This is a genomic window from Enterobacteriaceae endosymbiont of Donacia thalassina, from assembly GCF_012568245.1.
In the GTDB taxonomy this organism is placed as follows: domain Bacteria; phylum Pseudomonadota; class Gammaproteobacteria; order Enterobacterales; family Enterobacteriaceae.
The window spans coordinates 314006-330102 of sequence record NZ_CP046188.1 but is presented as its reverse complement, the minus strand read 5'-3'; the positions used below and the strand labels follow the sequence as shown (position 1 = coordinate 330102).

The 16097-nt window shown below is 24.2% G+C and carries 9 protein-coding genes, 2 tRNA genes and 1 pseudogene; all 12 read left to right on the top strand.

The window, feature by feature from the left end:
* The first annotated feature begins 3 nt into the window (after positions 1-3).
* The 12 genes and pseudogenes from rplK (at position 4) to nusA (ending at position 16078) form a co-directional block, all read left to right on the top strand.
* Positions 4-432, top strand: a complete 429-nt coding sequence (gene rplK, locus GJU02_RS01600; protein ID WP_168919340.1) for a 50S ribosomal protein L11 — start codon at positions 4-6, stop codon at positions 430-432.
* Positions 433-438: 6 nt separating this feature from the next.
* Entirely contained in the window at positions 439-1140 is a 702-nt protein-coding gene (gene rplA / locus GJU02_RS01595) for a 50S ribosomal protein L1 (RefSeq protein ID WP_168919339.1), read from the top strand.
* A 139-nt stretch (positions 1141-1279) separates the two neighbouring features.
* The gene (gene rplJ, locus GJU02_RS01590) at positions 1280-1768 is read left to right on the top strand and encodes a 50S ribosomal protein L10 (protein WP_168919338.1); all 489 of its coding nucleotides are present in this window, start codon (positions 1280-1282) and stop codon (positions 1766-1768) included.
* Positions 1769-1813: 45 nt separating this feature from the next.
* Positions 1814-2182 (top strand): 50S ribosomal protein L7/L12, encoded by a 369-nt coding sequence (rplL, locus tag GJU02_RS01585; RefSeq protein ID WP_168919337.1) that lies wholly within the window; start codon positions 1814-1816, stop codon positions 2180-2182.
* 108 nt (positions 2183-2290) lie between these two features.
* Positions 2291-6310, top strand: a complete 4020-nt coding sequence (gene rpoB, locus GJU02_RS01580) for a DNA-directed RNA polymerase subunit beta (RefSeq protein WP_168919336.1) — start codon at positions 2291-2293, stop codon at positions 6308-6310.
* Positions 6311-6363: 53 nt separating this feature from the next.
* Complete coding sequence (gene rpoC / locus GJU02_RS01575) at positions 6364-10569, top strand: DNA-directed RNA polymerase subunit beta' (protein WP_168919335.1); 4206 nt, start codon at positions 6364-6366, stop codon at positions 10567-10569.
* Positions 10570-10716: 147 nt separating this feature from the next.
* Positions 10717-11349, top strand: a complete 633-nt coding sequence (locus GJU02_RS01570) for an RlmE family RNA methyltransferase (RefSeq protein WP_168919334.1) — start codon at positions 10717-10719, stop codon at positions 11347-11349.
* A gap of 45 nt (positions 11350-11394) precedes the next feature.
* Positions 11395-13197 (top strand): annotated as a pseudogene (gene ftsH / locus GJU02_RS01565) (ATP-dependent zinc metalloprotease FtsH); the annotation flags it as partial.
* A 707-nt stretch (positions 13198-13904) separates the two neighbouring features.
* Positions 13905-14168, top strand: coding sequence for a preprotein translocase subunit SecG (secG, locus tag GJU02_RS01560; RefSeq protein ID WP_168919333.1), 264 nt, complete (start codon positions 13905-13907; stop codon positions 14166-14168).
* 11 nt (positions 14169-14179) lie between these two features.
* Positions 14180-14265, top strand: a tRNA-Leu gene (locus GJU02_RS01555).
* Between the two features lie 50 nt (positions 14266-14315).
* Positions 14316-14392 (top strand) — tRNA-Met (locus GJU02_RS01550).
* A gap of 180 nt (positions 14393-14572) precedes the next feature.
* Positions 14573-16078 carry a transcription termination factor NusA gene (nusA, locus tag GJU02_RS01545; RefSeq protein ID WP_168919332.1) on the top strand — a complete coding sequence of 502 codons (1506 nt, stop codon included), beginning with the start codon at positions 14573-14575 and terminating at the stop codon, positions 16076-16078.
* Positions 16079-16097 lie beyond the last annotated feature (19 nt).

Genomic DNA, 16097 nt, shown 5'->3' with positions numbered 1-16097 from the left:
TTTATGGCAAAAAAAATTAAAACTTATGTAAAATTACAAGTGCCTGCTGGTAGTGCAAATCCTAGTCCACCAATTGGACCTGCATTAGGACAACATGGTGTAAATATTATGAATTTTTGTAAAATTTTTAATTCTAAAACTAGTACTCTAGAAAAAGGTACTCCTATTCCAGTAATAATTACAATTTATGTTGATAAAACTTTTACATTTATTACAAAAACTCCTCCAGTATCAGCAATGATAAAAAAAATACTTGGAATTAAAAAGGGATCCAGTAAACCTAAAATAGATAAAATAGGAGTCATAACACAAGATCAAATTAGAAAAATTGCAGAAACTAAATATGTTGATATGACTGGTATAAATATTAAATCTATGATGTCTTCTATAGAAGGTACTGCACGTTCAATGGGTTTAGTTATTGAGGATTAAAATATAATGGTAAAATTCACAAAGCGTATGGATTTAATGTATAAAAATATAAATTTAAAAAAACAATTTTCTATTGAAAATGCTATTAATAGTTTAAAAAATTTAAGTAAAGTAAAATTTATTGAAAGTATTGATATTGCTGTTAATTTAGGTATAAATCCTAAAAAAACAGAACAAAATATTAGAGGGAATGTTTGTTTACCTTATGGTACTGGTAAAAATATCAAATTTGCAGTTTTTGCTAATAATCAAGAAGCAATTACAGCAAAAAAATTAGGAATAGAATTAGTTGGAATGAACGATTTGTCAATGAAAATTACTAAAGGTGAAAAAAATTTTGATATAGTAATATCTACACCAGAAGCTATGGATATAGTTAGTAAATTAGGTCCTATCTTAGGACCTAAAGGATTAATGCCAAATCCTAAATTAGGTACTATAACAAATAATATAACTGAAACAATAAAAAAAATACGTAATGGACAAATAAATTTTCGTAATGATAAAAATGGTATTATTCATTCTAGTATAGGAAAAATTAATTTTGAAAATATGAAAATTAAAACAAATTTAAAATCATTATTAAAAATTTTAAAAAAATATAAACCTTTAAAATTAAAGGGAAATTATTTCAAAAAAATATATATATCATCTACTATGGGAATTTCGATAGAAATTACTAAAGATTGTATGAATTTAATAAACTAATATTTTACTTTACAAAAATTTTTTTTATATTACAATCATAATTTTTAACAAAAAATTTAATTTTTTGTTAAAATGAGCATTATATCTTATAATAATAATTCTTTTATTTATAAAAAAATGGGAGTGCAATTATTTTATAATGTCATTAAATATTACAAAAAAAAAAATGATTGTTGCAAAAATGATTAAAATAAATCGAAAAGCTTTATCAGCTGTAATTGCTGATTTTTGTGGTGTTAATAGTAATAATTTAAATAAATTAAGAAAAGAAAGTAGGGAAAATAATGTTATTATTAATATTATAAGGAATAAATTATTAAAATTAATTATCAAAAATAGTAGTTTTGAAGGTTTAGCTCCGTTAATACACGGTCCTATATTAATAGCTTATTCTCTTAAACATCCTGGTTCTGCTGCTCGTTTATTCAAAAATTTTAATAAAATAGATGAAAATTTAAAAATTAAAGCAGCAGCATTTGAAAATAAAATAATACAGAGTGAAGATATTAATCTTTTAGCTAATTTACCTACATATAAAGAAGCTATAACACGTTTTTTAATAATCATAAAAGATATTTCTGTAGGAAAATTTTTTAGAGTTTTACTCGCAATTAAAAATATAAAATAAATTTAGTTTATTTTAATAGAAACGTTATTATTTTAGGAAAGTATTATGTCAATAACTAAAGAACAAATTATAGAAGCTATAGAATCTATGTCTATTATGGATATAATGGAATTAATAAGTTCTATAGAAAAAAAATTTAATGTATCTAGTATGATAACAAATGAAAAAATTAATAATCAAAAAAAAGAAGAGAAAGAAGAAAAAACAGAATTTAATGTATACTTAAAAAGTATAGGAAAAAATAAAATTTCTGTTATAAAAGCTGTTAGAAGCATAATGAATTTAGGATTAAAAGAAGCTAAAGATTTAGTTGAATCAGCTCCTGTTATATTAAAAGAATCTCTTAATAAAGAGGAAGCATTAGATTTAGAATCTAAATTAAAAAATTCTGGAGCAGAAATAGAAATTAAATAATTTTATAATAATTTTGATAGAAAATTTATTTATATAAATAGTATTTATTATAAAGATAAATAAGATTTTAATTAAATTGTTTAATTTATCAGATAACTGAGGAACCATATGGTTTATTCTCAAACTGAAAAAAAACGTATTCGTAAAGATTTTGGAAAAAGACCTCAGGTTTTAAATATTCCATATTTACTATCTATTCAAATTGATTCATTTAAAAAATTTATAAAAAAAGATCTTAAAGGGCAATATGGTTTAGAAGCTGCATTCAAGAGTATATTTCCTATATCTAGTTATAATAGTCATGCTAAATTAGAATATGTAAGTTATCATTTAGGAAAATCTCTTTTTAATGTAAAAGAATGTCATACAAGAGGAATGACTTATTCTGCTCCTATAAAAGTAATATTACGATTAATTATTTATGATAAAGAAAAACCTGGATTATCTATTAAAAATATAAAAGAACAAGAAGTATATATGGGAGAAATACCATTAATGACAAAAAATGGTACTTTTATAGTTAATGGCATTGAACGTGTTGTAGTTTCGCAATTACATAGAAGTCCAGGTGTTTTTTTTGATAGTGATAAAGGAAAAACACATTCATCAGGAAAAATTTTATATAATGCCCGTATTATTCCTTATAGAGGATCTTGGTTAGATTTTGAATTTGATCCTAAAGATAATATTTTTGTACGTATAGATAGAAGAAGAAAATTACCGGTTACAGTTATTTTACGTGCTTTAGATTATGATATAGAAGAAATATTAGATATTTTTTTTGAAAAAAATATTTATACATTAAAAAATAACCAAATAGAAATGATGTTAATACCAGATAGATTAAGAGGGGAAACAGCATTTTTTAATATTAAAAAAAATGATATTATTTATATAAAGAAAGGTAAAAGAGTTACAATACGTCATATTAATAGATTGAAAAAAGATAATATAAAATGTATAAATATTCCCATAGAATATATGGTTGGAAAAAGAGTTGTAAAAGATTATATTGATAAAACAACAGGAGAAATTATTATTTCTGCTAATTATCCTTTATCAATAGATATTATTAATAGAATTTTTAAACATAATAATAGTATTGAAACTATTTTTACTAATGATTTAGATCATGGTAATTATATTTCAGAAACATTAAAATTAGATAATACAAATAATCGTTTAGATGCTTTAGTAGAAATTTATAGAATGATGCGTCCTGGAGAACCTCCTACAAAAGAGGCTGCGGAATTATTATTTAAAAAATTATTTTTTGTAGAAGATCGTTATGATTTATCTCCTGTAGGAAGAATGAAATTTAATCGATCATTATCACGTGAATCTATTTCAGGTACTGGTATTTTAAGTAAAAACGATATTGTCGATGTTATTAAAAAATTAATTAATATTAGAAATGGTACTGGAGATGTTGATGATATTGATCATTTAGGTAATAGAAGAATTCGTTCTATTGGTGAAATGGCAGAAAATCAATTTCGTATAGGTTTAATACGGGTTGAAAGAGCAGTTAAAGAAAAATTATCTTTAGGAGATATCGAAACTTTAATGCCTCAAGATATGATTAATGCTAAACCTATTTCTGCTGCTTTAAAAGAATTCTTTTGCTCAAGTCAATTATCACAATTTATGGATCAAAATAATCCCTTATCAGAAATTACACATAAACGTCGTATTTCTGCTTTAGGACCGGGGGGATTAACTAGAGAAAGAGCTGGTTTTGAAGTTCGAGATGTACATCCTACACATTATGGAAGAATATGTCCTATTGAGACTCCAGAAGGTCCTAATATAGGTTTAATAAATTCATTATCAGTATATGCAAGAACAAATCAATATGGATTTTTAGAATCACCATATATTTTAATCAAAAATGGATTTGTTACTAATAAAATTAATTATTTATCTTCAATAGAAGAAGGTAATTTTATTATTGCTCAAGCTAATACTAATATTAATGAAAATAAATATATTATTGATAAATTTATTATATGTCGTTATAAAGGTGAATCAAGTTTATTTAAAAAAGAACAAGTTCATTATATGGATGTTTCTACACAACAAATTGTTTCTATCGGAGCTTCTTTAATACCATTTTTAGAGCATGATGATGCTAATCGTGCTTTAATGGGAGCTAATATGCAAAGACAGGCAGTTCCTACACTAAAAACAGAAAAACCTTTAGTAGGTACTGGCATGGAGAGAATTGTAGCAATAGATTCAGGTGTGACTGTTATCGCTGAAAATTCTGGAATTATACAGTATGTAGATGCTTCACGTATTATTGTTAAAAAAGAAAATAATATTTTTAATAATCAAAATAATATAGATATATATCATTTAGAAAAATATATAAGATCTAATCAAAATACATGTATTAATCAAGTTCCATGTGTAAATTTGGGAGAATTAGTAAAAAAAGGAGATATATTAGCGGATGGTCCTGCAACAGATTTAGGTGAATTAGCTTTAGGACAAAATATGAGGGTAGCATTTATGCCATGGAATGGTTATAATTTTGAAGATTCTATTTTATTATCAGAAAAAGTTGTTCAAGAAGATAAATTTACTACTATACATATACAAGAATTATCTTGTATATCACGTGATACTAAATTAGGTCCAGAAGAAATAACATCTGATATACCAAATGTAAGTGAATCTTCTTTATCTAAATTAGATGAATGTGGTATTGTTTATATTGGAGCAGAAGTAAAAAATGGAGATATCCTTGTAGGAAAGGTAACTCCTAAAGGAGAGACACAATTATCGCCAGAAGAAAAATTATTACGTGCTATTTTTGGAGAAAAAGCATCTGATGTAAAAGATACTTCTTTACGTGTTCCAAATGGAGTATATGGTACTGTTATTGATGTACAAATTTTTACAAGAGAAGGTGTAAAAAAAGATAAAAGAACTATAGAAATTGAAGAAATGCAATTAAAACAAATTAAAGAAGATTTACTTGCTGAACAAAAAATTTTTGAACAAAATATGTTATTAAATATACAAAATTTTTTGTTAAAAAAAAATTTTCTTAAAAAAGAAAATATTAAAATTTTTGATATAAATTTTGTTATTTCTTTACAAACTAAATTAAAAAAAAAACAACTAGATAATTTTATAAAACAATATAAAGAAATAAAAAATACTTTTAAAAAAAAAATTAAAATACAAAAAATTAAAATTACACAAGGAAATGATTTAGCACCTGGTATTTTAAAAATAATTAAAGTAAATTTAGCTGTAAAAAGACAAATACAATCAGGTGATAAAATGGCAGGTAGACATGGAAATAAAGGAGTAATTTCTAAAATTTGCCCTATAGAAGATATGCCTTATGACGAAAATGGTGTTCCTATTGATATTATTTTAAATCCATTAGGAGTACCATCTAGAATGAATATAGGACAAATATTAGAAACACATTTAGGAATGGCGGCAAAAGGTATTGGTAATAAAATCAATATTTTATTAAAAGAAAAAAAAAATATAGAAAAAATACGTAGTTTTCTCCATAAAGTATATCATATTGGTAATAATACACGTCAAAATATAAATTTTAATAATTTTACTGATAATGAAATTATTTTATTAGCAAATAATTTAAAAAAGGGAATTCCTATTGCTACTCCAGTATTTGATGGAGCTCAAGAAAAAGAAATAAAAGAATTATTAAAATTATCTAATTTACCAGTTTCTGGTCAAATAAAATTATATGATGGACGTACAGGTGAGGCTTTTGAAAGACCAGTTACTGTAGGATATATGTATATGTTAAAATTAAATCATTTAGTAGATGATAAAATGCATGCTAGATCTACAGGTTCATATAGTCTTGTAACCCAACAACCTTTAGGGGGAAAAGCTCAATTTGGAGGACAAAGATTTGGAGAAATGGAAGTTTGGGCTTTAGAAGCATATGGTGCCGCATATACTTTACAAGAAATGTTAACAATTAAATCTGATGATGTTAATGGTAGAACAAAAATGTATAAAAATATTGTTGATGGAAATCATCAAATGGAAGCTAGTATTCCAGAATCTTTTAATGTATTACTTAAAGAGATACGTTCATTAGGTATAAATATTAATTTAGAAAATAAATAATAATTTTATATTAAAATTTTACTGGTTTATAATATAATTGAGGTAATGAGTTTGTGAAAGATTTATTTAATTTTTTAAAATCACAAAGAAAAATAGAAGAATTTGATTCAATAAAACTTTCTTTAGCTTCTTCTGATATGATAAAATCTTGGTCTTTTGGAGAAGTTAAAAAACCTGAAACAATTAATTATCGTACTTTTAAACCAGAAAGAGATGGTTTATTTTGTGCCCGTATTTTTGGCCCTATTAAAGATTATGAATGTTTATGTGGTAAATATAAACGTTTAAAACATAGAGGTGTAATTTGTGAAAAATGCGGTGTTGAAGTTACACAAACTAAAGTAAGAAGAGATAGAATGGGGCATATTGAATTAGCTTCTCCTATTGCACATATATGGTTTTTAAAATCTTTACCTTCCAGAATTGGTTTATTATTAAATATGCCTTTAAAAGATATAGAAAAAATTTTATATTTTGAATCATATGTTGTTGTTAAAGAAGGTATGTCTTCATTAGAAAAAAAACAAATTTTATCTGAAGAAAAGTATTTAGATTTATTAGAAGAATTTGGAGATGAATTTGAAGCCAAAATTGGTGCTGAAGCTATTCAATATTTATTAAAAAATATTGATTTACAACAAGAATGTAAATTATTACGTAATGAAATACATAATACAAATTCAGAAACTAAAAGAAAAAAAATAGCCAAAAGAATAAAATTATTAGAATCTTTTATATATTCAGGTAATAAACCTGAATGGATGATAATGAATGTATTACCTGTTTTACCTCCTGATTTAAGACCTTTAGTTCCTTTAGATGGAGGTAGATTTGCAACATCAGATTTAAATGATTTATATCGTCGAGTTATCAATCGAAACAATAGATTAAAACGTTTATTAGAATTATCAGCTCCTGACATTATAGTAAAAAATGAAAAAAGAATGTTACAAGAAGCTGTTGATGCATTATTAGATAATGGAAGAAGAGGAAAAGCAATTACAGGTTCTAATAAACGTCCTTTAAAGTCATTAGCAGATATGATAAAAGGTAAACAGGGAAGATTTAGACAAAATTTATTAGGTAAAAGAGTTGATTATTCAGGTAGATCTGTTATTACAGTAGGTCCTTATTTACATTTACACCAATGTGGTTTACCTAAAAAAATGGCATTAGAATTATTTAAACCATTTATATATGGTAAATTAGAAATTAAAGGTTTTGCAACTACTATTAAATCTGCAAAAAAAATGGTAGAAAAAGAAGAATCCATAGTATGGGATATACTAGATGAAGTAATTAAAGAACATCCTATATTATTAAATAGAGCTCCTACTTTACATAGATTAGGTATACAAGCTTTTGAACCAATTTTAATTGAAGGAAAAGCAATACAATTACATCCTTTAGTATGTGCTGCTTATAATGCTGATTTTGATGGAGATCAAATGGCAGTTCATATTCCTTTAACATTAGAAGCTCAATTAGAAGCAAGAATTTTAATGATGTCTACTAATAATATTTTGTCTCCAGCAAATGGAGAACCAATTATTGTTCCATCACAAGATGTAGTATTAGGAATATACTATATGACGAAGGATAAGATTAATGCATATGGTGAAGGAATGATATTAACAGATCCTAAAGAAGCAGAACGTGTTTATTATGTAGGACAAGTAGATTTACATGCTTGTGTTAAAGTTAGAATTAAAGAATATACAAAAGATTTATTAACAAATAAATGGATTAAAAATAGTATTATTGTTAATACTACTATTGGCAGAGCTATTTTTTGGAATCAAGTTCCTAAAGGAATACCATATTCTATGATTAATAAAACTTTAGGTAAAAAAGATATTTCTAATATACTTAATATATGTTATCGAATTTTAGGATTAAAATCTACAATTATTTTTGCCGATAAAATCATGTATACTGGTTTTCAATACGCAACTAAATCAGGAGCTTCTGTTGGAATAGATGATATTATTATACCTAATAATAAAACTGAAATTATTAATGAAGCAAAATTAGAAGTTAATGAAATTCAAGAACAATTTCAATCAGGTTTAGTTACTGCTGGAGAAAGATATAATAAAGTTATTGATATATGGGCTGCTGCTAATGAAAAAGTAGCTAAAGCTATGATGAAAAATTTATCAGTTGAACAAATAATTAACAAAAAGGGATATGTAGTTAAACAAAGTTCTTTTAATAATATTTTTATGATGGCAGATTCTGGTGCTAGAGGTTCTGCGGCACAAATTAGACAGTTAGCTGGAATGAGAGGATTAATGGCAAAACCAGATGGTTCTATTATTGAAACTCCAATTATCGCTAATTTTAGAGAAGGTTTAAATGTTTTACAATATTTTATTTCTACTCATGGTGCTAGAAAAGGATTAGCAGATACTGCTTTAAAAACAGCTAATTCTGGGTATTTAACTAGAAGATTAGTAGATGTAGCACAGGATTTAGTAATAACAGAAAATGATTGTTCTACTTTAGGAGGAATAAGGATTTCTTCTATTATTACAGGAAGAGATATTAAAGAATCATTAAAAGAAAGAGTTTTAGGTAGAGTAACAGCAGAAGATATTTTAAAAATAGACGGTAAAACCATTCTAATTTATAGAAATACTTTATTAAATGAAAAATATTGTAATATTTTAGAACAAAATGGAATTGATAATATTAAAGTTAGATCTGTTGTTAGTTGTGAAACTTCTTTTGGTGTATGTGCATATTGTTATGGTCGTGATTTAGCTAGAGGACACATTATTAATAAAGGAGAAGCAATAGGTGTTATTGCTGCTCAATCTATAGGAGAACCAGGAACACAATTAACAATGAGAACATTCCATATAGGAGGAGCTGCTTCACGTTCTGCTGCAGAATCTAGTATACAAGTTAAAGATAATGGTATTATAAAATTAATAAACACAAAATCAGTAATAAATAACGCTAATAAATTAGTAGTAATCTCTAGAAATGCTGAACTAAAAGTTCTTGATCATCTTAATAAAATTATAGAAAGTTATAAAATACCATATGGAGCTATTATAACAAAAAAAAATGGATCTAATATTATTGCTGGTGAAATAGTTTCATATTGGGATCCTCATACTATGCCAATCATTACTGAAGTTAGTGGCAAGATAAAGTTTGTTGATATGCTAGAAGGACAAACTGTTATAAAACAAACTGATGATTTAACAGGATTAGTATCTATTGTTGTATTAGATACTTCCGAAAGACCTTCTATAGGTAAAGATTTCAGACCTATGATTAAAATTTTAGATAAAAATAACGAAGATATAATTATACCTGGTACAGATATGCCTGCACATTATTTTTTACCTAATAAATCTATTATTCATTTAAAAGATGAAAGTATGATTAATATAGGTGATATTTTAGCAAAAGTACCTCAAGAATCAGGAGGGACAAAAGATATTACTGGAGGATTACCAAGAGTAGCAGATTTATTTGAAGCACGAAAACCTAAAGATGCAGCTATTTTAGCAGAAATTAGTGGTATTATCTCTTTTGGTAAAGAAACAAAAGGGAAAAGAAGAATAATAATTACTCCTATAAACACAGATATAGATCCATATGAAGAAATGATTCCAAAATGGAGACAATTAAATATTTTTGAAGGAGAATTAATTAATAAAGGAGATATTATTTCGGATGGTCCGGAATCTGCACATGATATCTTAAGATTAAGAGGTGTAAATGCAGTTACTAATTATATAATTAATGAAGTTCAAGATGTTTATCGATTACAAGGTGTAAAAATTAATGATAAACATATAGAAGTTATTATACGTCAAATGTTACGTAAAGCTACAATAACAAAAATGGGAGATTCTAAATTTTTAGAAGGAGAACAAGTAGAAGTTTCTATAATTAATATAGAAAATAAAAAATTAAAAGATCAAGGAAAAACTATTGCACGATATAATCGTGATTTATTAGGTATTACTAAAGCTTCTTTAGCAACTTCTTCTTTTATTTCAGCAGCTTCTTTCCAAGAAACAACAAGAGTTTTAACAGAATCTGCTGTAGCAGGTAAAAGTGATAAATTAAAAGGATTAAAAGAAAATGTAATTGTAGGCAGATTAATTCCTGCTGGAACTGGATATTCTTATCATACAAATCGTATGAATAAAAAAAAGATTAATAAAAAAATAAATAACATTTCTTCAGCAGATTCTGCTGCTGCTAATTTAACTGAATTATTAAATGCTAATTAAAATATATATATTTATTTTATTTTAATATAATTAGTTCATTTATTACAAATTGTAATATTTTATTTTTTTTGATATAATTTAAGATAATTTTTTAATAAAATTAAGATTTAAGAATAAATAATTATTATTATTTTAATAAATAATCTTATGAATTATAAAAAAAAAAAAAAATCTAAAATATGGTTAAAAAATAATTTTAAAGATTTTTATATAAAAAAAGTTCAAGAAAATATTAATAAATATAGATCAAGATCATGGTTTAAATTAGCAGAAATAGAAAAAATAGATAAAATTTTTAAAAAAAATATGAAGATAATTGATTTAGGTTCCTCTCCTGGAGGGTGGTCTAGTTTTGCTTCATTAAAAATTGGTAGTAAAGGAAAAATTATTGCTTGTGATATATTACCAATGAATTTTATTAAAAATGTTAGTTTTTACCAAGGTAATATATGTAATCCTATTTTTTTAAATAAAATTATAAAAAAACTTAATAAATCAAAAGTACATATGATAATGTCCGATATGTCTCCTAATATTTCTGGTATACCAGAAATAGATATACCCCGGATTATTTATTTAAATGAATTAACATTGAAATTATGCTATTCTCAATTAAAACATAATGGAATTTTTTTAGTAAAAACTTTTCAGAGTAAAGAATTAATCCAATATTATAATAAAATTAATTCTATATTTAAAATAGTTAAAATTAGAAAACCTAAAGCTTCAAGATCTCAATCAAATGAAATTTATATTGTTGCAAAAAAATATAAAAATTAATATAAAATATACTATAAAGTTACAAGGGGTTACTTTTTGAAAGATATGGCAAAAAATCTAATTCTCTGGTTAGCAATTACAGTCATATTAATATCTGTTTTCCAGAGTTTAAATCTAAATAAATTTAATAAAAAAAAACAAATTTCATATTCAACTTTTTTATCTGAAATTAACCAAAATAAAATTATAAAAACAAGTATTAATGGTAGAAAAATTCATGTTTTTAGGAAAAATAATAGTAATTATATTACTTATTTACCAATGCATGATCCAAATTTATTAAAAATACTTTTTTTAAAAAAAATTAAAATATTAGGAGAACCTCTTCAAAAACCTAGCATATTATTATCTATTTTTATTTCATGGTTCCCAATGTTCTTATTAATTGGAATTTGGATCTTTTTTATTCGACAATTACAAAATAGTAGTAAAGGAGCTTTATCTTTTGGTAAAAGTAAAGCACAAATACTTACAGTAGATCAAATAAAAACTACATTTAATGATGTTGCAGGATGTGATGAAGCAAAAGAAGAAGTTAGAGAATTAGTAGATTATTTAAAAGAACCTAAAAAATTTCAAAAATTAGGAGGAAAAATCCCGAAAGGTATCCTAATGGTTGGCCCTCCGGGAACAGGAAAAACTTTATTAGCTAAAGCTATTGCAGGAGAAGCAAAAGTACCATTTTTTATTATTTCTGGTTCTGATTTTGTAGAAATGTTTGTAGGTGTAGGTGCTTCAAGAGTAAGAGATATGTTTAATAAAGCTAAAAAATTAGCTCCATGTATTATTTTTATTGATGAAATAGATGCTGTAGGAAGACAAAGAGGAGCTGGTTTAGGAGGAGGACATGATGAAAGGGAACAAACATTAAATCAGATGTTAGTAGAAATGGATGGATTTAACAATAATGAAAGTATTATAGTTATTGCTGCAACTAATCGTCCTGATGTATTAGATCCTGCACTTTTAAGACCAGGACGTTTTGATCGTCAAGTTATTGTTGGTTTACCAGATATAAGAGGTAGAGAACAAATATTAAAAATACATATAAAAAACATACCTATTTCAAAAGAAGTTGATTTAAAAATTTTAGCTAGAGGTACTCCAGGTTTTTCGGGAGCTGATTTAGCAAATTTAATAAATGAAGCAGCTTTATTAGCAGCTCGACATAATTATAATCATGTTTCTATGTTAGAGTTAGAAAAATCAAAAGATAAAATTATGATGGGTGCAGAAAGACGTTCTTTAGTAATGACAGAAACACAAAAAGAAGCAACTGCTTATCATGAAGCAGGTCATGCAATTATAGGAAGATTAGTTCCAGATCATGATCCAGTACATAAAGTAACAATTATTCCTAGAGGAAGAGCATTAGGAGTCACATTTTTTTTACCTGAAATTGATATTATTAGTATGAGTAGACAAAAATTAGAAAGTAAAATATCTACTTTATATGGTGGTAGAATTGCTGAAGAAATAATTTATGGAGAAAAATATGTATCTACAGGATCATCTAATGATATCAAAGTTGCAACTAATATTGCAAGAAATATGGTAACACAATGGGGATTTTCTAAAAAATTAGGACCTTTATTATATACAGAAGAAGAGGGAGAAATTTTTTTAGGAAGATCTGTTGCTAAAGCAAAACATATGTCTGATGAAACAGCAAAAATTATTGATCAAGAAGTAAAATATTTAATAGAAGAAAATTATAATAGAGCATATAAAATTTTAAAAGATAATATTGATATTTTACATGCAATGAAAAATATCCTAATAAAATATGAAACAATTGGTTCAATACAAATTGATGATTTAATGTCCAGGAAAGAAGTTAGACCTCCTGATTATGAAAAAAAAGAATAAAATTTAAAAAAAATAAATAATTTATGATATTTTATAAAAATATAAAAATTTTATGATATGAAATATCATAAATATTTTGGCTTTGATGAAATTTAAAATATTTTAGATAAATTTCTAATAATTTATAATTTTATTATAAAATTAAATATAGTTAGAAAAAATTTTTTCCAAAAAAATATAAAAATATTATTATTATTCAATATCTAAAAATTTAGATAACATTTATTCTAAATATCATATCTCAATATTTCAATATTTAAACTGATATCCAATTTTTTGAAGAAACATACTATATTTTATAGTATCAGAGTAACTCTTTATAAAAATTTTAAATTTAAAAATTTTTTGTGATCTAATATACTATAGATTAGTAATCTTAAAATATTTAAGAAAATAGTAAATTATAATTAAATTATTTATTAAAAAAAGATAATATTGGAAATGAGATTAATAATTTAGTTTTAAAATTATTATTAAATAATAATAAAAATAAATATTTATTTTTAAAAAAATTTTTGTAAACCTATAATTAAATTTTAATTAAAGAAAAATAAAATTAACTAAATAATTAATCAAAATAAAAAATTAATTTTATCATATAATTAAAAATTATATTGTATTTATTTCTGATTAATATATACTTAAAAAAAAGTAATATTAATTGAAAGTATTTTTATTGGTTTTATATGTATAAATTATTATTAATTTTTTTTATTTTTGTTTCAATTTTTTTAGTTAGTATTATTATGTTTCAAAATAATGATGACATAGATATAAGTGCATCATCAAGTGATGCAAAATCACCTTTTAACACAAATATGTCTAATCAAATACTAACTAGAAGTATTATTCTTCTTGCATCTTTATTTTTTATTATTAGTTTATTATTAAGTAATATGAATGTAAAAAAATATATGAAAAATATTAAATTACATAGTATAAAAAAATAAAAGTAAAGATTACCGAGGTGGTGAAATTGGTAAACACGCTACCTTGAGGTGGTAGTGCCCTTTTTTGGGTTTACGGGTTCAAATCCCGTCTTCGGTATCAAAATTATTATTGCATTATTTATATTTTTAGCATATCATTATAGTAGACGCGGGGTGGAGCAGTTTGGTAGCTCGTCGGGCTCATAACCCGAAGGTCGTTGGTTCAAATCCAACTCCCGCAACCAAATACCACATTATTTTTTAATCCTAAATTATATATTTATATAGATAAATAAATTTATTTTATACGTAAATAATAAAATATTTTTTAAAAAAGAAAGAATTTTAATATATAATATTAATATTTTTAAGATAAAAATCTAGTTTTCTAATTTTAAGAATTAAAATATTTAAGGATAACTAGGATGAATAAAGAAATGTTAGCTGTTATTGAAGCAGTTTCTAATGAAAAATCTTTACCTCGTGAAAAAATATTTGAAGCTATGGAAAGTGCTTTAGTTAGTGCAACAAAAAAAAAATACGAACAAGATATAGAAGTATTAGTAAATATTGATCGAAAAAATGGAAATTTTAACACTTTTAGAAAATGGTTAATTGTTAAAAAAGTTAATTTTCCTACTAAAGAGATTACATTAGATGCAGCACGTATTGAAGATGATAGTCTTAATTTAGGAGATTATATTTATGATCAAATTAAATCGATTAATTTTGATCGTATAACAACACAAACTGCTAAACAAGTTATTGTACATAAAGTAAGAGAAGCAGAAAAAGCAATTACTATTGCTCAATTTAAAAAAAAAGAAGGAAAAATTTTAAGTGGTATTGTAAAAAAAGTAAATAGAGGATATTTAAATTTAGATTTAGGACATGGAGCTAATGCTATTATTTTACGTACTGATATGTTGCCAAGAGAAAATTTTAGATTAGGAGATAGAATAAGAGGTTTATTATTTTATATTAAAGAAGATTTAAAAAAAAATACACAATTATTTATAAGTAGATCTAAAATACAAATGTTAATTGAATTATTTCATATTGAAGTTCCTGAAATAGCGGAAGGATTAATTGAAATTAAAAGAACAGCACGAGATCCAGGATCTAGAGCAAAAATTGCTGTTAAAACAAATGATAAGAGAATAGATCCTGTTGGAGCTTGTGTTGGTATAAGAGGAGCTAGAGTACAAGCTATTTCTAATGAATTAAATGGAGAACGTATTGATATTGTATTATGGGATTCTAATCCTGAAAAATTTATTATTAATGCTATGTCACCAGCTGATATATCGTCGATAATTTTAAACGAAAAAACACGTATTATAGATATTATTGTAGAAGAAAAAAATTTAGCTCAAGCTATTGGAAGAAATGGCCAAAATATTCGTTTAGCATCACAATTAAGTGGTTGGGAATTAAATGTTTTAACTAAAAATGATTTATATTATAAATATAAAAAAGAAAAAAACGATATTATAAATATGTTTATAAAAAATTTTAATATTAAATATGAATTATCGAAAAAAATAGTTGAAAAAGGAGAACTATCTTCTTTTAAAAAATTAATATCAACTCCAATTGATAAGTTATATAAAATTATGAATTCTTTTAATTTTAAAATTAATGATTTAAAAAAAATAAAAAAATTAGTAAAAAACATTAATAATAATTTATCTTTAACCAAAAAGAAAAATTTTAATAATAAATTTAAAAAAAATTTATTAAAACTTAAAGGAATGAATAATAAATTATCTGAATATTTAATAAATAAAGGAATTTTAACTATTGAAAAATTAGCAGAACAAAGTATTGAAGATATATCTGATATAGATAATCTAGATAAAATAAAAGCAGGAAAAATCATTATGTCTGCACGAAATATTTGTTGGTTTAATAAAAAAAATGATACATAATCAATTTTGACAATAGAGG

What these genes read in the sequence shown, in the direction of transcription:
- GJU02_RS01570 (WP_168919334.1), top strand. Translation starts at nt 10,717, where the DNA reads ATGAATTATAAAAAAAAAAAAAAATCTAAAATATGGTTAAAAAATAAT.
- rplK (WP_168919340.1), top strand. Translation starts at nt 4, where the DNA reads ATGGCAAAAAAAATTAAAACTTATGTAAAATTACAAGTGCCTGCTGGT.
- rplJ (WP_168919338.1), top strand. Translation starts at nt 1,280, where the DNA reads ATGTCATTAAATATTACAAAAAAAAAAATGATTGTTGCAAAAATGATT.
- nusA (WP_168919332.1), top strand. Translation starts at nt 14,573, where the DNA reads ATGAATAAAGAAATGTTAGCTGTTATTGAAGCAGTTTCTAATGAAAAA.
- rplA (WP_168919339.1), top strand. Translation starts at nt 439, where the DNA reads ATGGTAAAATTCACAAAGCGTATGGATTTAATGTATAAAAATATAAAT.
- rpoB (WP_168919336.1), top strand. Translation starts at nt 2,291, where the DNA reads ATGGTTTATTCTCAAACTGAAAAAAAACGTATTCGTAAAGATTTTGGA.
- rplL (WP_168919337.1), top strand. Translation starts at nt 1,814, where the DNA reads ATGTCAATAACTAAAGAACAAATTATAGAAGCTATAGAATCTATGTCT.
- secG (WP_168919333.1), top strand. Translation starts at nt 13,905, where the DNA reads ATGTATAAATTATTATTAATTTTTTTTATTTTTGTTTCAATTTTTTTA.